17 protein-coding genes and 1 tRNA gene are annotated in these 21,132 nt (G+C 52.9%); 6 read left to right on the forward strand and 12 right to left on the reverse strand.

All coding sequences use genetic code 11. The features are described from left to right. Positions 1–338: 338 nt before the first annotated feature. Together otsA and otsB are read right to left on the reverse strand one after the other, a co-directional pair. Entirely contained in the window at positions 339–1,775 is a 1,437-nt protein-coding gene (gene otsA / locus N5J69_RS02955; RefSeq protein WP_279767960.1) for an alpha,alpha-trehalose-phosphate synthase, read from the reverse strand. Then, positions 1,772–2,560, reverse strand: a complete 789-nt coding sequence (otsB, locus tag N5J69_RS02960) for a trehalose-phosphatase (protein WP_279767961.1) — start codon at positions 2,558–2,560, stop codon at positions 1,772–1,774. The genes otsA and otsB overlap by 4 nt, the downstream gene beginning before the upstream one ends. 453 nt (positions 2,561–3,013) lie before the next feature. On the opposite strand from otsB, the gene eptA reads away from it, so the two are divergent. The 6 genes from eptA to N5J69_RS02990 all read left to right on the forward strand — a co-directional run bounded on the left by eptA (position 3,014) and on the right by N5J69_RS02990 (position 8,196). Further along, entirely contained in the window at positions 3,014–4,642 is a 1,629-nt protein-coding gene (gene eptA, locus N5J69_RS02965; protein ID WP_279768102.1) for a phosphoethanolamine transferase EptA, read from the forward strand. Then, on the forward strand, positions 4,642–5,322 hold the full coding sequence (pmrA, locus tag N5J69_RS02970; protein WP_033732956.1) for a two-component system response regulator PmrA: 681 nt from the start codon (positions 4,642–4,644) through the stop codon (positions 5,320–5,322). The genes eptA and pmrA overlap by 1 nt, the downstream gene beginning before the upstream one ends. Further along, the gene (gene pmrB / locus N5J69_RS02975; RefSeq protein ID WP_279767964.1) at positions 5,319–6,377 is read left to right on the forward strand and encodes a two-component system sensor histidine kinase PmrB; all 1,059 of its coding nucleotides are present in this window, start codon (positions 5,319–5,321) and stop codon (positions 6,375–6,377) included. Before pmrA ends, pmrB begins: the two co-directional genes overlap by 4 nt. 369 nt (positions 6,378–6,746) lie before the next feature. Next, positions 6,747–7,244: a flavin reductase family protein gene (locus tag N5J69_RS02980; protein ID WP_279767967.1), complete on the forward strand. Its 498-nt coding sequence runs from the start codon at positions 6,747–6,749 to the stop codon at positions 7,242–7,244. A gap of 59 nt (positions 7,245–7,303) precedes the next feature. Further along, positions 7,304–7,837, forward strand: a complete 534-nt coding sequence (gene msrA, locus N5J69_RS02985) for a peptide-methionine (S)-S-oxide reductase MsrA (protein ID WP_013358241.1) — start codon at positions 7,304–7,306, stop codon at positions 7,835–7,837. A 271-nt stretch (positions 7,838–8,108) separates the two neighbouring features. Beyond that, positions 8,109–8,196, forward strand: a tRNA-Ser gene (locus N5J69_RS02990). A gap of 772 nt (positions 8,197–8,968) precedes the next feature. Here the strand turns inward: N5J69_RS02990 and N5J69_RS02995 are convergent. From N5J69_RS02995 to tssF, 10 genes are all read right to left on the reverse strand, one after another. Beyond that, positions 8,969–9,439 carry a hypothetical protein gene (locus N5J69_RS02995; protein ID WP_279767970.1) on the reverse strand — a complete coding sequence of 157 codons (471 nt, stop codon included), beginning with the start codon at positions 9,437–9,439 and terminating at the stop codon, positions 8,969–8,971. Between the two features lie 555 nt (positions 9,440–9,994). Then, the gene (locus N5J69_RS03000; RefSeq protein ID WP_279767971.1) at positions 9,995–11,122 is read right to left on the reverse strand and encodes an Imm72 family immunity protein; all 1,128 of its coding nucleotides are present in this window, start codon (positions 11,120–11,122) and stop codon (positions 9,995–9,997) included. Between the two features lie 590 nt (positions 11,123–11,712). Then, complete coding sequence (locus N5J69_RS03005) at positions 11,713–11,880, reverse strand: DUF6402 family protein (RefSeq protein WP_279767972.1); 168 nt, start codon at positions 11,878–11,880, stop codon at positions 11,713–11,715. 202 nt (positions 11,881–12,082) lie between these two features. Beyond that, positions 12,083–12,529, reverse strand: a complete 447-nt coding sequence (locus N5J69_RS03010) for a phage late control D family protein (protein ID WP_347882071.1) — start codon at positions 12,527–12,529, stop codon at positions 12,083–12,085. A 106-nt stretch (positions 12,530–12,635) separates the two neighbouring features. After that, on the reverse strand, positions 12,636–13,847 hold the full coding sequence (locus N5J69_RS03015; protein WP_279767973.1) for a DUF3396 domain-containing protein: 1,212 nt from the start codon (positions 13,845–13,847) through the stop codon (positions 12,636–12,638). 9 nt (positions 13,848–13,856) lie between these two features. After that, positions 13,857–15,161 carry a VRR-NUC domain-containing protein gene (locus tag N5J69_RS03020; protein ID WP_279767975.1) on the reverse strand — a complete coding sequence of 435 codons (1,305 nt, stop codon included), beginning with the start codon at positions 15,159–15,161 and terminating at the stop codon, positions 13,857–13,859. Continuing rightward, entirely contained in the window at positions 15,161–17,671 is a 2,511-nt protein-coding gene (vgrG, locus tag N5J69_RS03025; protein WP_279767977.1) for a type VI secretion system Vgr family protein, read from the reverse strand. The genes N5J69_RS03020 and vgrG overlap by 1 nt, the downstream gene beginning before the upstream one ends. 5 nt (positions 17,672–17,676) lie before the next feature. Next, positions 17,677–18,201: a type VI secretion system lipoprotein TssJ gene (gene tssJ / locus N5J69_RS03030; RefSeq protein ID WP_279767978.1), complete on the reverse strand. Its 525-nt coding sequence runs from the start codon at positions 18,199–18,201 to the stop codon at positions 17,677–17,679. 22 nt (positions 18,202–18,223) lie between these two features. Further along, a complete protein-coding gene (gene tssG, locus N5J69_RS03035) occupies positions 18,224–19,306 on the reverse strand; it encodes a type VI secretion system baseplate subunit TssG (RefSeq protein ID WP_279767980.1) in 1,083 nt (360 codons plus the stop codon). After that, the gene (gene tssF, locus N5J69_RS03040; RefSeq protein WP_279767982.1) at positions 19,270–21,039 is read right to left on the reverse strand and encodes a type VI secretion system baseplate subunit TssF; all 1,770 of its coding nucleotides are present in this window, start codon (positions 21,037–21,039) and stop codon (positions 19,270–19,272) included. Before tssF ends, tssG begins: the two co-directional genes overlap by 37 nt. Positions 21,040–21,132: the final 93 nt, after the last annotated feature.

Below are 21,132 nucleotides of genomic sequence, written 5' to 3' on the forward strand. Positions count from 1 at the left end.
GTGACAGCGGGATGTTCAGGCTCTGACACCCAATGTAACAAGGGGTTACATAAGAAAGTCGAATGAATTAATGGCAGGTTATGCGTTAGCACTATTACTATCGGCAGTCTGAAGAAAAACTTGAGCAAAGTAGGTAAAGAAAGCGGCAGAAGCCGGTCTGACAGGGTTTTCGGGACCTTTTGCATATATCGGGCCACTCTGCGCCTCCCCTGTGGTTGCTGACGCAGCATGGCAGCACAGTGTCATTAACAGATAGCTGACACGTTTTCTGTGAGCTGGGCCGAAAAAAAAGCAGCAATGCCAGGGCGGCATCGCTGCTTTTATTATCCCGCTACAGATCAGGCGAGTTTCGGGAAAGTCGCCACCTTGTTAACGGTGCTGTGGTCAACACTGCGTGGGTCAATGCGTTCCAGATCTTTCAGGAAGCTTTCGCGCCAGGCGGTAATGTCGTTTTTGCGCAGGACCGCCATCATATCGTTGTAGCGTGAAATCCTTTCGGTTCGCGGCATGGTAATTGCCTTATCCAGCGCGGCGGCCACTTCATCACGATCGTACGGGTTCACAATCAGCGCGGAGGTCAGTTCGTTGGCGGCACCGGCAAAGCGCGACAGCACCAGTACACCAGGATCATCCGGGTCCTGTGCAGCCACATACTCTTTCGCCACCAGGTTCATGCCGTCACGCAGCGGCGTAACCAGCCCCACATCGGTCAGGCGGAAGATTTTCATCAGCAGGCGACGGTCAAAATGCTGGTTAAGATAGTAGAGCGGGGTCCAGCCCAGCGTTCCGTACTTACCGTTAATACGCCCGGCTTCGGTCTCCAGCTGATGACGGATATCCTGATACGCCTGCACATCACCACGCGAGGTCGGGGCAATCTGTGAATAGCGGATTTTGCCGCGATGCTGCGGGAAGTTTTCCAGCAGCGCTTCATAGGCCAGAAAACGCTCCGGCAGCCCTTTAGAATAGTCGAGGCGTTCACAGGCAATAATATTGCGTGCATCGCCCAGCTCTTTCTTCATCGCGGCCATTTTTGGCGGCAGTGGGCCTTCGGCCATTTCTTTAATACTGTCTGGCTCAATGCCGATGGGATACACCTCTGTCATAAAGGTGTTGCCAAAGGCGCGGTGCTTTTTATCCCCTTTATTCTGCAACTGCGTGAGCTGGCTGACGCTGTCCAGGAACGCCACCCGATCTGATTCGGTCTGGAAACCCAGCAGGTCATATTCACACAGCATTTCAAGCAGCTCTTTGTGCGGAGGCAGTGCATTGAAGATTTCGGGGGTGGGGAACGGAATGTGGAGGAAGAAGCCGATACGGTTATTAATGCCCGCCCGACGCAGCGCGGCCGCGAACGGTAAAAAGTGATAATCGTGGATCCAGACAATATCGTCAGGCTTGATCAGCGGTTTTAAACGCTGCGCCACCGCATCATTAACCTCGCAATACCCTTCCCAGGCCTCACGCTGGAACTGCACCAGATCGAGGCGATAATGGAAGGCGGGCCAGATGACCGTATTAGAGAACTGACAATAATAGAGATCGTAATCGTTCTGGCTTAGCGGGAAGGAGGCATACTCAATACCTTCGTGCTCCTGCACACTGACATCTTCCACGTCTTCGCCCGTGAACTCGCTGATTTCACCGTTCCAGCCAAACCATAATCCACCCGTGCTTTTCAGGGCATCGAGAATGCCGACGGCCAGGCCGCCTGCGCTGGTTTTAGACCCATCTGGCATGGCGACACGGTTAGATACAACCACTAAACGACTCATAACCTAAACTCCTTACCGACGTTGTCTTGCTCTAATAGTAATAATGTTCTTTCCAGCCAGCCGTAAACGGCATCGACATCATTAAGCCGATAATCGGCCTGACTTGACCCTTCGCCAACTTTAATCGAGACGCCCTGCCGTTCGTTAACGGCCAGAAAGCCCTTCTCGTCAGTCAGATCGTCGCCAATAAAAACGGGCGTACGTCCGGCAAAAGGGGGCTGCTGCATAAAATCGCTAATTGCCGCACCTTTATCGATGCCTGCTGGTTTAATCTCAACCACACATTTCCCTGGCTGAAGCGCCAGTCCCGGGAAGCGCTTGACTGACTGTTCAGCCAGTCGCAACACATCCTGCTCATGCTGCATCGCCTGACGATAATGAAGTGCAAAGGCCATGCCTTTCACCTCAAGCTGAGTGCCGGGCCAGCATGCCATTGCGTCCTGCAGTTCCATCCTGAGATTTTGCTCGACCTCGATCGGCAGGCTGATGCGATGAACATGACCGTCTGCATTACGTCGCTCAGCACCATGCACGCCCGCAGCCGGGCCGTGCCAGGGCGCGGCCAGGGCATCAAGTTGTTCGATGGGTCTGCCGGAGACCAGCGCAAGTGCGCCCTGCGAGAGTGCAGAGAGTTTCTGAAGTTGCGCGATAACCTGCTCAGGAATAAATACCGCTTCGGGACGGGACTGTATCGCTGCCAGCGTGCCGTCAACATCAAAAAAGAAGGCGTACTGCTTCCCCTCTAATGTCGGGTACCTGGCATGGGTGTCTGCCGCTTGGGTCACGTCACTTCTCCTGAAAATCAAATTTAATAAAACATTGAGTTAAAACAAGAATGTCCTGACGCAGTCAGGTCAGCAAGCGGGAAATTCTGATAAAGCGGTGATTGAGGGGTAAAACGCGGTGATTGGATAGGTCACTCTCCTCAAACGTGCAGGCGCATTGCTGACAATACTGGCTAACCGGGAACATCTTCGCATTAAGTGTAGTCGTAAACAGGGGTAATGCCAGAAATATGCAGTTTTCATGCCAGCCGCTGCGGTTAAGTCAGCAGAAAAGTGCCCTTTACGTCGGTGCCCGCGTTAATCATAGCGACGGCATCGGTCCGAAGCTGGCTGGAGAATCCCCTCTTTCACATCAGGTACAGCGGATACGCTTCAAAGCTTAAGCATCTTAAGGTATTCCTAATATAGAAAGCGCACTCTCATGACACTTTAATGACTCTGGTCCCTGCTCATATGGCGCTTACCCTTAAGAGGCCGCTGATTAGCCGCCTTACGTTGCTGATCCTGGCTGCGGTTTATATCGCGGTTTTCCTTAATATTGCCTATTACCGTCAGGTACTGGCGGTAATGCCGCTGAACGACCTGCATACCACGCTGGTGTTTTTATCGATGCCTTTAGTGGCCTTTAGCGTGATAAACATCGTGATTACACTGGCCTCGTTTATCTGGCTGGATCGGCTGCTGGCCGCGCTGTTTATTTTGCTCTCTGCGTCGGCACAGTATTTTATTCAGACCTATAACATCGTGGTCGATCGCTCGATGATCACCAATATGATGGATACCACGGCCTCTGAATCTTTTGCGCTGATTACGCCGAAGCTGCTGTTCACCCTGCTCACCTCGGGCGTTCTGATGGCGCTGCTGATGTTCTGGCCCCGGATAAAACGGCAGCAGTGGCGTGGCGTGCTGGCGCGAGTGCTTAGCGTATTGCTTTCCGCCTCGCTGATCGTGCTGGTTGCCCTGCTCTTCTATAAAGATTACGCCTCGCTGTTCCGCAACAACCGCGAGCTGGTTAAAGCCCTCAGCCCGTCTAACAGTATTGCGGCGACGCTTTCCTGGTATAAGCATGAGCAGTTGCAGAATGTGCCGCTGGTCCGCATCGGTGAAGATGCCCATTTGCAGCCGAGCCACAGCAGTGGCAAACCGAATCTGACCATTCTGGTACTGGGGGAGACGTCACGTGCGCAGAACTTCTCGCTGGGCGGCTACGGTCGTCTGACCAATCCCCTCCTGGCAAAAGATGATGTGATCTATTTCCCACACACCACATCGTGCGGCACGGCGACGGCGGTGTCGGTACCCTGCATGTTCTCTAATATGCCACGTGCGCACTACGATGATGTGCTGGCCGCCCATCAGGAGGGACTGCTGGATATTATTCAGCGCGCCGGTATCAGCGTGTTGTGGAATGAAAATGATGGCGGCTGTAAAGGTGCCTGTGACCGGGTGCCGCATCAGGACATGACCAGCCTGAACCTGCCCGGCATGTGTATTGAGGGTGAATGTTATGACGACGTGCTGTTCCACGGTCTCGATGAGTATATCAGCCAGCTGAAAGGCAACGCGGTGATTGTGCTGCACACCATTGGCAGCCATGGTCCGACTTACAGCCATCGTTATCCGCCACAGTTCCGTCAGTTTGAACCCACCTGTGACACCAATCAGATTCAGGACTGTTCGCAACAGCAGCTTATCAACACCTATGACAACACGCTGGTCAATGTGGATCATATTGTCGATAAGGCTATCAATGTTCTGCGTGCCCATCAGGATCGCTTCACCACCAGCCTGGTTTACCTGTCTGACCACGGCGAATCGCTGGGTGAAAACGGTGCGTACCTGCATGGCCTGCCCTATGCTATCGCTCCGGATACGCAGAAACATGTACCGCTGCTGATCTGGCTTTCTGATGAATATCAGAAACGCTATGCGGTTAATCGCGGCTGTCTGAATAAACTGGCGGCGACAGACGATTTTTCACAGGATAATCTGTTTTCAACCATGCTGGGATTAACCGGCACCGCGACCCACGAATATGTGCCTGCGGATGATATTTTGACATCGTGTCGGAGCCAACCCTAATGAAGATACTGATTGTTGAAGATGATGCCCTGCTGCTGCAGGGCCTGATGCTGGCGCTGGAAGGTGAAGGTTATGTCTGCGATGGCGTGACGCGGGTGCGGGATGCAGAGGCGCATTTCGCCAGCGGCCTTTATAGTCTGGTGGTGCTGGACCTGGGGTTGCCGGATGAAGATGGCCTGCACTTCCTGATACGCCTGCGGCGGCAGAAGAAGATGACCCCGGTGCTGATTCTGACCGCGCGTGACACCATCAGCGAGCGCATTGCCGGGCTTGACGCAGGCGCTGACGACTATCTGATCAAACCGTTTTCGCTGGATGAGCTGCTGGCGCGGATTCGCGCACTGATCCGCCGTCACGTCAATCAGGGCGACAGTCAGGTGAGAGTCGGGGCGCTGGCGCTGGATATGACCCATCGTCAGATCACCCTCAGCGATGTGCTGCTGGACCTGACGCCCAAAGAGTTTGCCATTCTGTCACGACTGATGCTGAAGGCCGGTAATCCGGTACACCGTGAAATTCTTTACCAGGATATCTATAACTGGGAGACCGAGCCTTCAACTAATACCCTGGAAGTGCACATTCATAATCTGCGCGACAAAATTGGCAAAAGCGCCATCCGCACCGTGCGCGGGTTTGGTTACGCGCTGGTGACGCAGGATGGCGTTCGCGAGGCGACATGATAAGACGTTTTGATCATCGCAGTATGCGGTTCCGCCTCATCCTGACCATTGGTCTGATCCTGCTGGTCTTCCAGGTGATCAGCGTGGTCTGGCTGTGGCATGAGAGTAAAGAACAGATTCAGTTTCTGGTGGAAGCGCAGTTGCAGAAGCGAAACATGGACAGCCACGTTAAGCGTGAAATTCATGAAGCCGTGGCCAGCCTGGCGGTGCCGAGTCTGGTGATGATTACCCTGACACTGCTGCTTTGCTATCAGGCGGTGAAATGGATCACCCGGCCGCTTTATCAGCTGCAGCGAGAACTGGAAAACCGCAGCGAAGAGAATCTCGATCCCGTTGCCTGCTACAGTCAGGTTCATGAGATCGATGCCGTGACGCAGGCGATAAACCAGCTGGTTGCCCGTCTTAACAGCAGTCTGGAGCGCGAACGGTTGTTTACCGCCGACGTGGCGCATGAGTTGCGCACACCGCTGGCGGGACTGCGGCTGCATCTGGAGCTCATCGAACGCAACAGCGATGTCAAAGTTCAGCCGCTGGTGCAGCGGCTGGATCAGATGACCCACAGCGTGTCGCAGTTGCTGAATCTGGCACGCGCCGGACAGTCGTTTACCTCGGGCACCTATCAGAACGTCGGGCTGATTGAAGATGTGATTCTGCCCATGGAAGCGGAGCTGAGTATCATGCTGGAGGCGCATCAGCAGAGGCTGGTGCTCGATCTGCCGCAGGAGCAGTTTGTGCGTGGTGATGCCACTTTGCTGAAGATGCTCCTGCGTAATCTGGTGGAGAACGCCCATCGCTACAGCCCGGATAACAGCACCATCAGTGTGCAGCTGTTGTCTGTTCCACAGCCCATGCTGGTGGTGGAAGATGAGGGACCGGGGATCGATGAAAGTAAAAGTGGCGAGCTGAGTAAGGCGTTTATCCGCATGGACAGCCGCTATGGCGGAATCGGACTCGGGCTGAGCATTGTCAGCCGCATCGTCCAGTTACACCGCTTTCAGTTTTTCTTAGAGAACCGTCGCGACCGAAGCGGTTGCCGCGCCGTCATTAAGTTTTAAGCGGTAAACCAGGCTGACAGGAACAGAACAACGGTTGCTGCGGCAATCAGCAGTGCAGCATATTCGCTGATGGGACGTGATGCAGAAACAGGCAGAGCAGCAGGCGCAGTTTTCATAGCAGTATCCTCCGTTAAAGCAGGCAGTATCGCGACTGCAGATTAAGGAAACCTTAAGCGCACGATACTGCCGGTAAAAATATCTGTTTTGTCTTGATCCCGCATTGCCCTCGCCTTTATCCCCACTGACAGACCCGCAGGGTACTCTACACTTACTGGCTACCGTTCGTTAAAGGAGCTACGCCATGAGCCAACGCATGCAAAATATGCTTTTCCGGTCAGCAAAGCCCGCAAATACCTTGAGCCTGGACCGGTGCTGCTGCTCAGTTCACAGTATGAGGATCACAGTGACATCATGACGCTTGGCTGGCACACGGTGCTGGAGTTCTCTCCGTCACTGGTCGGCTGCATGATTTCAGGCATGAACCACAGCCACGCGCTGATTCGCCAAAGCGGTCAGTGCGTGCTGAATATTCCTTCTGCCTCACTGATTAATGAAGTTGTGGCTGTCGGCAACAGCCACGGTGACAGTATTGATAAGTTTGAAGCGTTTGGCCTGACGCCGGAGCCCGCTCAGGTGGTGGGAGCGCCGATGATTGCCGAATGTTTTGCCAGCTTCGAATGTCAGCTTTATGACGATGCTATGGTCGCCCGCTATAACCTGTTTATTTTTGAGATCGTTAAAGCGCATGTTGCCGAGCAACCGGAATATCCCGCCACCCTGCACTACACCGGTGAAGGCCGGTTCAGCGTGATGAGCGATAAACGGCTGGATAAGAGCGGAGATTTTAAACCGGAGATGCTTATCTAGTTGAAAGCGCTCTGCTGCGCCCCCATTCACCTCTTTCGACCTGACAGGAGTAAATTATTATGGCAATCGAATACGCAGTTATCGCTGGCGGCTGTTTCTGGTGTACCGAAGCGGTATTCAAAGATGTGATCGGCGTAGAGTCGGTAGAGAGCGGTTACACCGGCGGTGCCCGTCCTAATCCGACTTATGAGCAGGTTTGCAGCGGCGCAACCGGTCATGCAGAAGCGATCCGCATTGGCTTTGATCCGGAGCAGGTAACCTACGGCGATCTGCTGGATATCAGCTTTGTCACGCATGATCCGACCCAACTGAACCGTCAGGGCAATGACATCGGCACCCAGTATCGCTCCGCCATTTTCCCGGCGAATGCAGAGCAGGAAGCCGAAGCGCGTGCCGCCATTGAACGCGCACAGGCTGATCATGATGTGCCGGTAGTCACAACCATTGAGCCGCTGAAAGAGTGGTATCCCGCTGAAGCCTATCATCAGGATTACTGGGAAGGTGCTGGCCAGCGTAACGGTTACTGCATGGCCGTTATCCCACCGAAACTGCAGAAGCTGCGCAAAAGCTTTGCGAATCGGGTGAAGAGCTAGTTCTGGCTTCTGACGGGGCGACCTCTGGCTGGAAAGCCGGCCTGTACGCCGCCCCGTTTTGTTTTACCGTAAAGCAGCCGTGAAAAAGCACGCTTCTGGCGCGTTATTATTGTGGGAACGGGCGCATAACTGGCCGGTTTCAGGCCGTAATAAATCGATTCGTTCAGAGCTTAAGCGAATAGAACAAAAGAAAAAAATAGTGCTTGACCCTTTTCAGCCGACTCCCTATAGTAGCGCCCCGTTGACCCAGCGCGGTCAGCGGAGTAAATGTGGTGAGGTGTCCGAGTGGCTGAAGGAGCACGCCTGGAAAGTGTGTATACGGCAACGTATCGGGGGTTCGAATCCCCCTCTCACCGCCACATTCTGAAGAAGAGCCTGAACGAAAGTTCAGGCTTTTTTTGCATATTGCACAGAGAGGGGGTGAGAACCCCCGCCGGGGTTCGACCGCATGCGCAGCATGCCGGACAGCGGAGCCTGCGACGCTGCCCGCAGGGTGAGCGAAGCGAATCAATGCCCTTCTCACCGCCACATTCTGAAGAAGAGCCTGAACGAAAGTTCAGGTTTTTTTTTTGCATCTTGCACAGAGAAGGGGTGAGAACCCCCGCCGGGGTTCGACCGCATGCGCAGCATGCCGGACAGCGGAGCCTGCGACGCTGCCCGCAGGGTGAGCGAAGCGAATCAATCCCCCTCTCACCGCCACATTCTGAAGAAGAGCCTGAACGAAAGTTCAGGTTTTTTTTGCATCTTGCACAGAGAAGGGGTGAGAACCCCCACCGGGGTTCGACCGCATGCGCAGCATGCCGGACAGCGGAGCCTGCGACGCTACCCACAGGGTGAGCGAAGCGAATCAATGCCCTTCTCACCGCCATCTTTTGTGACCGGGCGATTAATCCGGGATCACCAGATTCTCAAGGGGCTATTGATCAATAGCCCGGAGCGCTTACCGGGTTAACTAAAATAGCCAGCATGAGTATATTCCGCGATCACACAATCAGGTCAGTTTCCGCTTAACTTAAATATCACAGGTTGCCTTCATTTGGCAGCAGCGCAGCCATCCTTCAGCACGATCTAAATTCAGTTAAGGAGCAAGCATTCATTGCAATAATTAAATTTTGCAATGAATGATATTTCTTAGGGGAGTAGTTTACTCAACAGACAAAAAAACATCTCCTCATCAAAATAGGTTTCACAGCGATATGCTGTATTGACCGGGCAACATAACCATTCGCTGTTTCGGCCAGAGCGCATCAATAGCCGAGTGAGTGTCGTTTGTTTCCTTTCAATAGAAAGTGTGACCTCTGTGCACCCGGTCACTCCCTGACCGTAGAGAAAGAGAGGTGTAAAACTCAGCGTTCTTCCTTCAAGACTTACGGTGATTTCGGTGACAGGAAAACTGCCGTTTCTGAGCAGAAGCTCTACCACTTTTATCGGCCGGGTTTTAATAACCAGACCTGAACCCTCCAGCCACTGCTTTATATTTTCATGCAGCTGTTCCATTTTCTGGCAAAAGGCAGCGATATCAGCATCACCTTTACTCATTCCCGAGCCAAAGGCCATTTTGGAGGATTCAAGTTTTTTGAAAAATTGTGTCTTCGCTGACATATTTGTCCTGTTTGTGATTACGTTCTGTCAGACGCTTCATAAGTGTGTGGTGATTCACTTATGGCTGCTGACCAGGATGGCGAACCCGCCCCCTTTACCCGGCATGACCCCTGTACCGAAGCGGATCAGGTTAATACCTTCAGGTATCTGCATTAAAGCCGTTATGCAGCCCTCCCGGCAGAGTCTGTTCCCGTAGCGCAGAAGAAGCCCTCTCTGACCCGGTTTTATATTGCATAAAGTCCTGGTGAGCCAGGTCATCAGTTGATCTGCGGTTCCGGGTTTCAACAGCAGTATGCATGACATATCCGATCCTGCAGATGCTTAAATACTCCTGCAAGAAACTAAGAACTCACTGAATATTATCGGGCACCGACACGATAACCTGATTATTCTTATCAAAAGATTCAAGAATTAAATCATCGATAAAATTTATAACTGCCGGCGCATCACTTCATCATCCATTAGATATCTGGACTTTTTAATCGACATCAAGATTCGTTCCTTCATTTCTGTCTGATATTCAATACGCACTGCATTGACGATGCCTTGCCCACTTTACTCTCGAATAAAGACACTCCCCTCACCTTGACGCTCAAGCAGCTTCCAGACTGCTGGTAGATAAATTTTTGGTGCGTATATGTTACTCTGATGCTGTGTGGCTTCAGGCATAACTTGCCCGGACTGGGTATCAATAAACTGCTGATGGTTACCCGCAATGGTTGCCCAACGACCACTGTGCGGACATATTTCGCCACTGGCGCAAGTAATGCGTTTTCCCGGTTGATCGTCGAGAAAATATTGCGATTCATCTGGAATGATACCGTCGCAGTAGCGCGTGTCTTCCCATACCAACCGCCAGTGTACGTCGCGGTAGCGGATCGGATCGTCGGGTATCAGAATGTCTTCATTACTCTCCATCAGTACGTCATAATACACTTGCCGTGGAGCTTTAGCTCCGCGAATGAAATAATTGTAAGCACCAAGATTCTTAAATCCACTGATATCCTTTTTTATTATAAAAAATTTATGATTATATTCAATTTTAACCGGTTCCCAGATGCCGTCACAGGGAACGACATCATCTGTTTGGATAATAATATCTCTACGATAAGGCACTGGAGGCAGATTTTTGGGAAATACGGGATAGGACAATTTATTCAGGTTATACTCATAGTGGCTTTTTTCAAACAAGAACTCGGCATCAAAATAATAGCAAACATTTTTCGATGGTGGATATAAAAAATAATCACCATGGATTTTCGCCGCTACTTTCAATTTATTCAGTTTTTCGACCTCAGGTGGATAGGGTTCTCTTTGCCCTCCCCTTTCATGGCAAGGCAGGTAAAAATAACTCTCTATTAATCCCACTGGCCGGGCGAGCTGATAAAATTCTCCTGTATTTATTTGCCATACTTGCCTGTTTCCCTTGGCCAGTTCGGGTAATCCCTCATCGTAAAGACGCAGCGCGTCATAAGCCCAGACAATCGCTTCCGGGTCAAAACCTTTAGTAATCTCCTCCGGCCAGGTTCTCAGCGCATGTTCAAACTTTTCAACAAAATAAGCCCAGTTATCACGTTTACGTTGCCATAGCGTGTAACTACTCAGCCGCTGCAATAGCCAGAATAGCTGACGACGCACCAGTTCATCACTCATCGGGTATCTGGTTTTTTTAATCGACATCATGGTTCGTTTCGCCGCTATCGCTTATTGAATAGTTGTTTACTTTTAGCATCCAGACTTTTAATGCCTGCAATAGTTTTATCTACCCTAGATCAGCATATCAATCCATCTGTGTTAATTTAAATTTTTAATTGTAATGAATTATAGCCATCGGAATCTGGAAAAAATAACCAGTTTCGCTTCCCATATAAAAATCTTATTGAGTCATATACTAAAATTCCGGAAGCACCATAATATGGTGGCGATTTATAAACCTCCTTACCTGAGTCATCATACAAAGAAAAAAATAATTATTGTTAGTTAAATATTTATAGAGTAACTTTGGAGAAATAACTACTCCACGATAAATAATTACTATGTATTTTTTATTCGGGCTTAGTTCTTGATAAATCATTTTGTAGGTTCCAGGAATCAGCGTTGATGGTAAAAAAAACCACAAAACAAAAAAACCACCAAGGCTAACCTACGTGAAATTAATCCCTTCATAAAAGCACCAACTTATCTTTAGGCAGGGGATCAATCCATAGAACAAAATAAAGAACGATAAAATCACCACCAGCATTGTGTTTTCTTGCCATCGGTGAAAATCAGAGTTAAAAACAGGAACAAATCCAGTATATTGCCTTATCAGGAGCCAACATAACCCTGATAAATATGCTGACATGTAAAGAACATATTCTGTTTTGACTCCAAACTCCCAGAGGTTCTGGAGTTTCCCCCTCGTCAACAAAATCGTATGTATCCTTCAGGTAAAAACCCAATTTTTCAACTTGAAACGTCAGGTTGCCTTCAGATAATTTTGTTTTTCCCTAACACATACTTTTAAATTATCGTTGCCCATTGCACCCTACCACTCATTCACGGTATCAAACTTATGGCCTATACCAATAATATTGGCCTGAGCATTGGAATCAAGTTCCTTAACATCATCGCTATAGCCAATTAATACCCCTCTCTTTTTCATCACCACTCGCTGCGGAACCAGACGCCGGTTTTCGCCAGGATGCGGCGCAGAAAGTCGAGGTCGCTTTCCCGCCACTGGGTAATCAGCTCGCGCTGCGGCAGCGGCTGCGTCAGGCGAAACTCAAATTCCGGGCCTTCATAACCGTGCTCGCGCAGCAGTTGCTCCGCCAGCTCCGGCACGCTCAGGTTCTGAAACACGCGGCTGCGGCGGGTGCGGGACAGCAGCGCCAGGCGGGATTCCAGCCGGATGCGGTAGTGCGACTGGTCTGCCGTGGTGGCAAACCAGTCAAATCCGGTGATGACGCCGAACACTCGCTTGCCGCTGCGCATGCTGAAGCTGGCGAAGGTCATCAGCATGTCCTCCATCACCACTGCCTGCGTGCAGGTAAACTCAATCTCCCAGCAGAACGGCTCGTTCAGCGCTTCGCGCCCATAGAACTTAAGCACATCTGACTGGAGCGAGCGGTTGCAATGGATGTGTTATTTCATAAACTGTTTACAACTTTTTCAACCTCAGTTTATGTAAAGATGCGCTGTAATTTAAATTACCTGCTCAGGCATCAGGTATAATAAATACGTTTCCACCATCATCTCTTTTCAATAACGTCCAGCACGCTCTGTGTGCTATGCCATTTTTATCTACATATAACGGCATTTTTTTACCTTCAGGCACCTGAATATATTGTGTCGTTCCTTTCATGATTGCAGCCCACTCTCCTGCATGAGGTGAAACCTCGTCCGCCCAGCAGGTTATCCGTACAGAATCACAGGCTGTAATGGCCTCTTCAATCAGGCCACTGACGTCATCAAAACGTCGAATCCACTGCATGGTAGATTCTGTTTCAAATTGAAAATCTTCATATTCGGAATAAAAATGAAATGAACGCGGTTTATTAAAACGTATCGGTCTGATTATTTTATTCACTCTAACCAGCAATGGGGGGAGGTCTTCCGTTTTTATTTCTCCCAGAGCTGGTGGTAAACGGCCCGCTTTCAGGATAATGCCACTGTTGTAAGTAAGCTGTTCAATAGCTGGAGTGGCTTTCAGACAGGCATTCAGCTTCTCTCTGCCACCGATTTTCTCCAGCCACGGGTTACCCAGAACGGTGTACCAGCTGGCGCTTTTAAGGCCAATCAGAGCCGCCTTGCCTTCCAGCGTGCCTATTGAATCGACAATTACTCCCGGGAAGCGTTTCGCCAGTTGATACTCATAAGGAAACATACGCTCACGTGAATAAGGAAGGACAAATGACAAACCTGCATACCCACTCTCTACTACAAATGTATTGCTCAACCATAATAACCATGACTCAAAATTTTCCTTACCATCAACATTGCTGAGCAGTGATAATGGGAGTGTCAGTTTAATAACCGAGCGATTACTTTCATTGTGAAAAACCCTCTCCCCCATAATTAATATACTGTAATCTGGGGCTATGTTGCTTTTTTCTGCACTTCCCAAATACCATGAGAAAATCTCCTCTGGCGTGGAGTCAATTATTTCCTGGCGTTTTTTACCGTAATTTTTATCGGTAATTCCGACCCATTTTGTCGTCAATGTTTTTTTTAACTTCGATTTAAATTCAGAATAAAATTTGTCTACGCATTCAACCATTTTTCGGCGAACGTTTGAAGTATGCCCATCTTTAAAAAAAACAGTAATTATTAGTCCCAGATTCACTGCTGGACTGCCATCTTTGTATTTTACCGAGGCTTCCGGAAGCCACTTTTCAATGTAATCCAGTTCATAACCCTTAACTTCCATTTTGACTCCTTATTGGGCTGCTATAGCTGTGGCTGTTCCAGTGCCGAGTATGGCGGCCAGCGCCCCCCATGCACTCATCGCCAGACGGACAATCAGTAAAAATGCGGCAATAACTGCCTCGGGGACCCCCAGAACTACGATCAGAACACCAATTCCAACGGCGAACAGGATAACGCCAACGGTCTTTGCCACATTCGTCAGGATCTGCACCCAATCTACCTGTTGCAACATATCCAGCGTCATGTCTGTCGCCCGCTGAATTTCATGCCAGGCAGACCGTAGCTGCTCATCTGTCCAGGAAGCCACAATGCGCCCCGTTCTGCTGGCCCAGTGCCACACTTGGCTACTTTGTTTGTACACCCACTCGCCGCTGTCATTTAACCAGCCAGCAACCGCACTGAGCTCCTGTTGCATTTCCCTGGATAACATATTCCAGCCCTTCGCTATTCCGTTAATCACCCCCTCACTCAGATCAGCTACCCCTTTCCGGGCATAGGTCCAGGGCTCAATTTTTGCCGGAACGGGGGCTGAAGGTGGGCGCGGTGTGAAGATAGGAGGATAAAGAGCCAGCGGCCAGTATTTTGCACCGCTGGTTTTCCAGGCTTTCATCGTCACGTTAACCACCTGGTCCGTCCACTTCTGCTCCTGCGGACGGCAGTCGTGAATCTCAAGGATAGTCATCTGCTTTTCGTTACCGGGCCCACCAACTATTTCCATATAATCACGATACTGCTCTTCATATAATTCATCTCCAGGAAACTTCACTTCTACCAGCCGGGCCAGATTATTACCATGTATCTGGCCTTCCGCATCAGGTCCTGCCAGCCCCGGCCAGCGGTCCTGTTTATCTTTCACAATAATCACGTCCGGACGGCGATAAATCCCTTTGCCCGGTACCGGGAAAGGATTCGTGGTGTGCCGCCTACCCGCGCCTTCATTCAAAAGCGAACTGCTGAGAAACGGGCGCGGCGGCGAGGTACGCATGTCGAAAGATACCTCGGCTTTATACCACCAGTGATAGTTTGCAGCGATTTCGTCCACGCGAATCAGGCCACTCATCATCAGCTGCTTGAGGCTCATTTGGTACGCTTTCCCTTCGCGCTGGATTTCAGCCGACAACCGGGGAAAGCGCATAGCATATTCCACCTTGATATGCAGATACTGACGATTATTTGAGGTGGGTAATCTGGACTGTTTTTCCACCATTTCAATGCCGGTGGTAGTACAGTCCCAGGGTTGACTATTCTTGCCCAACGCGGCATCTGGGATATCAGGTACGCCATTGGGCGCACCGGGTAAATCTGGCAGTTCCATCAGGTATTGCTCTCCCTGAATTCAGTTTCGAGTCTCTCATCAGCGACGTCGCCGATGAACCACAGCGTGTCTTCCTGCTGAACTTTTTTGCTCAAAATATGCAGCTCTACGTTTTGCTGAACTCGGGTGTAAACTGGCACGGTGCGGCCTTCCTCATCACTGTAGCCTGCGTAAATCTGGCCTGAAGTCGTCGTAAGACGCCAGGGCGCACCAACCAGCGCTTTGCCCGTATTGTCCAGAATCTGGTACACAGCCGAGTACATATAGGCGGTTCCCATTTTCGGAAGTGACGCTTGCATTCCCTGTACCCCGCCCTTCATTACCGCATTCACCTTGCCGATATAGCGCCCGGTAGTGCCGTACTCAATTTTCCCGTCCTCGATTTTCAGATAGCTGCCGCCGCCAATCAGCGTGATGCGCTTTTTCGCGGCAAACAGCATGTCCTGCTCGGCACTCATGCTGAGTTTCTTCTCCGACAGCAACTGCATCGCCGCATTCTGCGCCTGCATCACCAGCGGTCCCTCTCCGGCAATCAGGCTCAGTCTGCCGCTGCGGGCAAACAGTCCGGCGCTTTCTCCGGACATCAGGCTGATATCTTCCATCGCGCCCACGCTGATATCGCCGCCCGCGTTGATCGCCACATTCTCTGTTGCCGCCATCTGCAGATTTTCGCCGCTGGCAAACGCCATACCTTCCGGCGCGGCAAAGTGGAGCATCTCGTTAAGCGGTTTCAGCCGTTCATTAAACATCGCTATCTGCGCATTGAGGTCTGCCCGCAGCGCCTGCGCCTGCTGCATCGCCGTGTCCAACTGCTTCATCTGTTCCAGACAGAGTTCGATTTCCCGCAGCGCGCTGTCCATCTCCAGCACCTCGCCCACCGCTTTCTGCTGCCCGTCGGCGGTGACAAATAGCCCTTTTGCCACGCGGATCACGCCGTGCTCGTCGGTTCTGAGCTCAAAACCTGCGCCGCGCTGTTTCCCCTGCGCATCAGTAATGTGTCCCTGATTCATCTGGGTTTTGCCGTATTCGGTGGAGAGCGCCACGTGCTCGCTGCCGCGCTTGTCCTCCATGCGCAGCTCGTTACGCGCGGGGGTGCGCAGGATGTTCTGGCTGCGGTTGTCGCGGCTGACAATGTCGGGATGTACAGAGTCGTGGAGGGCGTGCGCAATATAAGGTCGGTCCGGGTCGCCGCCGTCGAAGGCGATGGCGACTTCTGTGCCCTGCACCAGCGGCGTGTGCCAGCCATGCGTGTCACCGGCATAAGGTTTTGCCTGCCGCAGCCACAGGTAGCTGTAACCGGATTCGCTGCTGTCGCGGTCAATGTCCAGCTTCACCCGGTAGCGGCCCTGCTCATCCAGCCAGCTGTAAATATCGTCCGCGTTACGGCTCTCGATGCGGGCGGGTAGCGTTCCGCTGATAACCGGGCGCGAAAGAGGTTCAGGCCGCATAACGTATTGTTCGCTGTAGGGAATACCCCACAACGATACCTGAAGCTTACGGTCGCGCGCGCCGTGAAAGGTCGCGAGGCGAATCACCATGCCGGCGTCCAGTTCTCCGCTGCTATTATCGCTGACGTTCAGCAGTTGCCCCGGCGCAACTGCCTCGCTGTTGCTAAACAGATGCAGACGCGCGGCGTGATTCAGCGCCCGCTCATGGTGCAGCCGGGCATAAAACGCGCCGTTCTCGGGTTCTGCGGTATCATCGCCCGCCATCGCAAACGGCTCCGCGTAGCGATAGTGTTCGCCGGTGGTGATGGCGTGACCGCGCACGGCGGCTTTTACCTCGCCCGGTTCTGCCGCCTGACGATAGTTATAATCCTTCACCGCCACGCCGCCGGTCACCACCTCATGCCAGCTGCGCAACCCCCATACCGCTTCCCGTCCGCCGTCATGCAGGCCGGACAACCCACGACACGGCAGCGTGGCGCCTTCGGCATAGTCCTGCTGGCTGTCGGCGAAAATCAGTGTTTCCTTTTCGGTAACAGAATTCATCTCGCTGCGGAACCAGATGCCGGTTTCCGCCAGGATGCGGCGCAGAAAGTCGAGGTCGCTTTCCCGCCACTGGGTAATCAGCTCGCGCTGCGGCAGCGGCTGCGTCAGGCGAAACTCAAATTCCGGGCCTTCATAACCGTGCTCGCGCAGCAGTTGCTCCGCCAGCTCCGGCACGCTCAGGTTCTGAAACACGCGGCTGCGGCGGGTGCGGGAAAGCAGCGCCAGGCGGGATTCCAGCCGGATGCGGTAGTGCGACTGGTCTGCCGTGGTGGCAAGCCAGTCAAATCCGGTGATGACGCCGAACACTCGCTTGCCGCTGCGCATGCTGAAGCTGGCGAAGGTCATCAGCATGTCCTCCATCACCACTGCCTGTGTGCAGGTAAACTCAATCTTCCAGCGGAACGGCTCGTTCAGCGCTTCGCGCCCGTAGAACTTCAGCACATCCGGCTGGAGCGCACAGTTGTGGATCTCAAGATGATAATGATTCTGACCGGTGAACCGGGAAAGCCACACCTCCATGTGCATCACTCCTTCACCGGCAGCAGGGTCAACGTGCCGCTGCCCAGTTCAATAACGCGCGGAAAGTCAGGATCGAGATCATTACGTTCAAGTACCAGCCGCCAGCGGTTGTTGACCAGATCGGGCTGGTTAAACAGCGCAACCACCGCTACGTACTTCGCCTCTTCATCCATCGGCACGTTGAGGGTGGCATGGCCGTCCGGCATCACCAACAGTGAACGGGACTGCAGCACATCCTCCTTCAGCACCCGATCGCCATAGCGCAGTAGCGAGGCGTAGTCCGCTGCTTCAACCGCCTGTTTATCCTTCAACTGATAAACGCGCACCATGCTCGCAAGCGGGGTTTGACCGCCATCGGCGTTGACGGCGGCGCGAGGAACGAAGTCGAGATGCAGCACTTTAATCTTTTTGTAGAAGATCGATTTCGTCACGTTGACCGTTCCGTCAGTAACGGTCTGGGTCAGGCCACAGCCCGCGAGCAGGCCGCAGGCAGAGAGCAACAGAATGCGCCATCCGGAGCAAACAAACATAGTCAGATTCCTTTCACAGATATTATTCGAAGCGATAATGACCGCTGGCTGCGGGCTCGCTTTGTGACAGCGCCATCCCTTCGTAGTAGCCGAGGTTGATGGTGAGATGCGCTGGCGGGTTATTCTGCTTAGCGGGTTTAAGCCCCAGCACGCCGGTACGTCCGAGGATCAGGCGTTGCTTTCTGTCGAGACGTGGCTCGGGCAGCAGCGACAGTGGAATGGTCAGTTGCAGGCGGGCGTCACTGCGGTAACCCAGATAAACGCGCATCAATGCCAGCAGGTCAGTCTGCAGATGATTACCGGGCAGCCAGCCCTGCGCTTCCGCAGGATCCTGCGTAAACAATGAAACCCGCACCCGGCTGTTACCGTCACGGGCGGATTTGCCCAGCACTGCCCGCTGCGACAGCGATACCCGGTTTGCTTTAGCGAGGCCACTGCGAGCCTGCATCGGCACGATCACCGTATCATGCTCAAATACCCGGGCTTCCGTGGCTGGGGCCAGCAAACGCACCAGCGCCTGAATTCCTTCCGCGTTACGCGTGGGCAGCCGCATGGTGCCAAGCAGCGCCAGAAAGCGCGATACCGGCGTGGCAACATGTTGCGCCGTGCCGGGAATGCCCAACCCCACCAGCCCCAGCAGACACTGCGAAGTTTTGTCCGCACCGCCCGCCTCAAAGGTGGCCGGATAGGCGTACTTGCGCCAGATGCGATAATACTGTGTGGTGATGCGGTGACTGAAAATATCGAGAAACGCCGTCAGCGCCTCATGCCCTTCGCGCCGCTGGGCAATATCGTCGAGATAGGATCCCGGTAGCGGCGAATCCACGCCATACATGCCGAGAAATGTGGTGCGAACGCTCGGCGGCAAACCCGGATGATCGTCATCCCACTCCACCGCCCGGAGCTCGCTGGCCGGAAAGCCCATGCCCGGCCATGGTTGGAAGCGTACCGGATCGTCGCCCGGATGGCTGCTGGTCCCCAGTAACGGCTGTCCGGCATTTTCCTGTTCCAGCAACTGGCAGTAGCGGTAAAAGTTCACCCGCCAAATGTCTTTACCCAGCTTCGCTGTCAGCCCGGTATGTGCTGGCTGTGATTCTCCTGCCATTGCAGTCTCTTCCCTGTGGGTTGCAGTACCAGCGTCAGCTGATTAAAAAGATGGATGTCGGCATACAGCGCAAAGAAGCGGTGCAGCATTTCACCAAACAGATTGATATCGCCTTCACCGGCGAAGTTATCCGCATTGAGCGTGACTTCAATATCCACACCGCGCAGCATAAAACCGCGTTCGAAGCGGCGAATTAGCGTGTGCTTCACCGCAACGATAGCCTCCAGCCGACGACGATTCATCTCATCATCCGTCCAGTCGTAAAGCGCCATCGTGCCACGCAGCACCTCCGGGTTATCCATCATGCTGAGAAAGTTAGAGCCGAGATGGCTCATCACCCGCCAGTGGAATCTGTCAGCAGCCGGCGGATAGAGCGGCATGGTCGGCGTGGTGAGGTTCATCACCGTCACCGGCACTTTGCCTGCTTTCACCACCCGATCCAGCAGCGTGCTCTCCAGCGCCTGGCGCGGCAACTGCCCATTGGTGCCAGTGATACTCACGGAAAGCGACTCGGGCTTCTCAGTCAATTTGTCGAGGTCAAACGCGCTGCCGCCCAGAATAATCCAGGTGTCCACCATGCCCGATACTCCGCGTTTTACGCGGGTGTGGAAATAGCGCTCCGGTACATCGTGTCGCATCATGCCACCCTTATGGCGGAAGCTGCTGAACGGCACGTAGGCCTGTTTGCCCGATTTCATTGAACCGTGGATCTCATCCACGCTGTAAATTTCGGTGTGACCGTCCTGCTGGCGCAGCGGACGCAGCAAATACTCGTTCTCCAGCGGATTCAGCATCAGCGGGTCCGCCTCCAGGCCAAACAGGTTGATCACCGGCGCGCAGTGCAGGCGGAAGTTTTCGGTTTCAAACGGCAAATCGGCAGACCAGGTTTCAGTCAGCACCACATCCAGCTCAAACCAGGTGGACTCACCGCTGAGGCCGATGCCCTCAAGCCCGCGCAGCTCGAGAAACATGAATTTCTGCCGGAAGCTGAAGTACTCCAGCAGCAACTGATAGCCGCTGAAAGCGCTCTCGCCTTTTGGCCACAGTTGGTCGCTGTCGTCAAACCCCATCGGGCGAAACCAGCCGTCAAATCGGGTGCGTTCACTGTTCGTTCCAGCGTGATTGACATACACGGCCTGTACCTGACGGGTCAGTGCCAGATGCAGCGCAGAAGCTAATGGGCTGTCAGCACTGAGGTAGAGCGCTACCTTATCAATGCCACATTTACCCCAGTCCACTCCCGGTGGGCAGGCAAAACGCAGACGAATCGCTGAGCGACCGCTGGTTTTGGTATGCAGGCGCGCCTCGCTCAGATGCAGCGGCTGCAGTGCCATATCGCGAGTAGTGCGGTACTGGCAGGCCGTGCGGTGCTCGCCGACCGGATGCGACAGTACCGAAAAGCCAGACGGTAATGTTTCCGCCTGGCGCAGCTTCTGCCACTGCGGGGTAAACGCCACGACTGAAAGCGAAGGAATGGTGCGCATGTAGTGCGGCCAGAGTAGGCTGACCAGACCTTCGGTCAGCTCGGGCAGGTCATCATCCAGCTTCTGACGCATTCTCCCCATCAGAAAGGCGAAGCCCTCAAACAGCCGCTCGACGTACGGATCGCGCGCGCCGGGTTTGTCCATGTTGAGCATCGCAGCGCGGTCGGGATGAGCGCGCGCAAACTCTTTACCGGCCTCACGCAGATAGCGCATCTCGGCTTCGTAATAACGCAGGGTTAAATCATCCATGCACGAATTCCTGGTGTATTGTTCTCAGTCAGTTGCAAAAGATCAGCGCCCGCGCATGATCGGTCTAAATTATCAGGGCCATCTGCAGAGATA

Origin of the sequence: Pantoea sp. GD03673 (assembly GCF_029844725.1) — a bacterium.
GTDB lineage: Bacteria > Pseudomonadota > Gammaproteobacteria > Enterobacterales > Enterobacteriaceae > Pantoea.

Excerpts from the sequence above, each read along its gene's own strand:
- tssJ (WP_279767978.1), bottom strand. The coding sequence starts at position 18,201 with ATGTTTGTTTGCTCCGGATGGCGCATTCTGTTGCTCTCTGCCTGCGGC.
- N5J69_RS02995 (WP_279767970.1), bottom strand. The coding sequence starts at position 9,439 with ATGTCAGCGAAGACACAATTTTTCAAAAAACTTGAATCCTCCAAAATG.
- tssF (WP_279767982.1), bottom strand. The coding sequence starts at position 21,039 with ATGGATGATTTAACCCTGCGTTATTACGAAGCCGAGATGCGCTATCTG.
- pmrA (WP_033732956.1), top strand. The coding sequence starts at position 4,642 with ATGAAGATACTGATTGTTGAAGATGATGCCCTGCTGCTGCAGGGCCTG.
- tssG (WP_279767980.1), bottom strand. The coding sequence starts at position 19,306 with ATGGCAGGAGAATCACAGCCAGCACATACCGGGCTGACAGCGAAGCTG.
- eptA (WP_279768102.1), top strand. The coding sequence starts at position 3,014 with ATGGCGCTTACCCTTAAGAGGCCGCTGATTAGCCGCCTTACGTTGCTG.
- N5J69_RS03000 (WP_279767971.1), bottom strand. The coding sequence starts at position 11,122 with ATGATGTCGATTAAAAAAACCAGATACCCGATGAGTGATGAACTGGTG.
- msrA (WP_013358241.1), top strand. The coding sequence starts at position 7,304 with ATGGCAATCGAATACGCAGTTATCGCTGGCGGCTGTTTCTGGTGTACC.
- otsA (WP_279767960.1), bottom strand. The coding sequence starts at position 1,775 with ATGAGTCGTTTAGTGGTTGTATCTAACCGTGTCGCCATGCCAGATGGG.
- pmrB (WP_279767964.1), top strand. The coding sequence starts at position 5,319 with ATGATAAGACGTTTTGATCATCGCAGTATGCGGTTCCGCCTCATCCTG.
- N5J69_RS03015 (WP_279767973.1), bottom strand. The coding sequence starts at position 13,847 with ATGGAAGTTAAGGGTTATGAACTGGATTACATTGAAAAGTGGCTTCCG.
- N5J69_RS03020 (WP_279767975.1), bottom strand. The coding sequence starts at position 15,161 with ATGGAACTGCCAGATTTACCCGGTGCGCCCAATGGCGTACCTGATATC.
- vgrG (WP_279767977.1), bottom strand. The coding sequence starts at position 17,671 with ATGGAGGTGTGGCTTTCCCGGTTCACCGGTCAGAATCATTATCATCTT.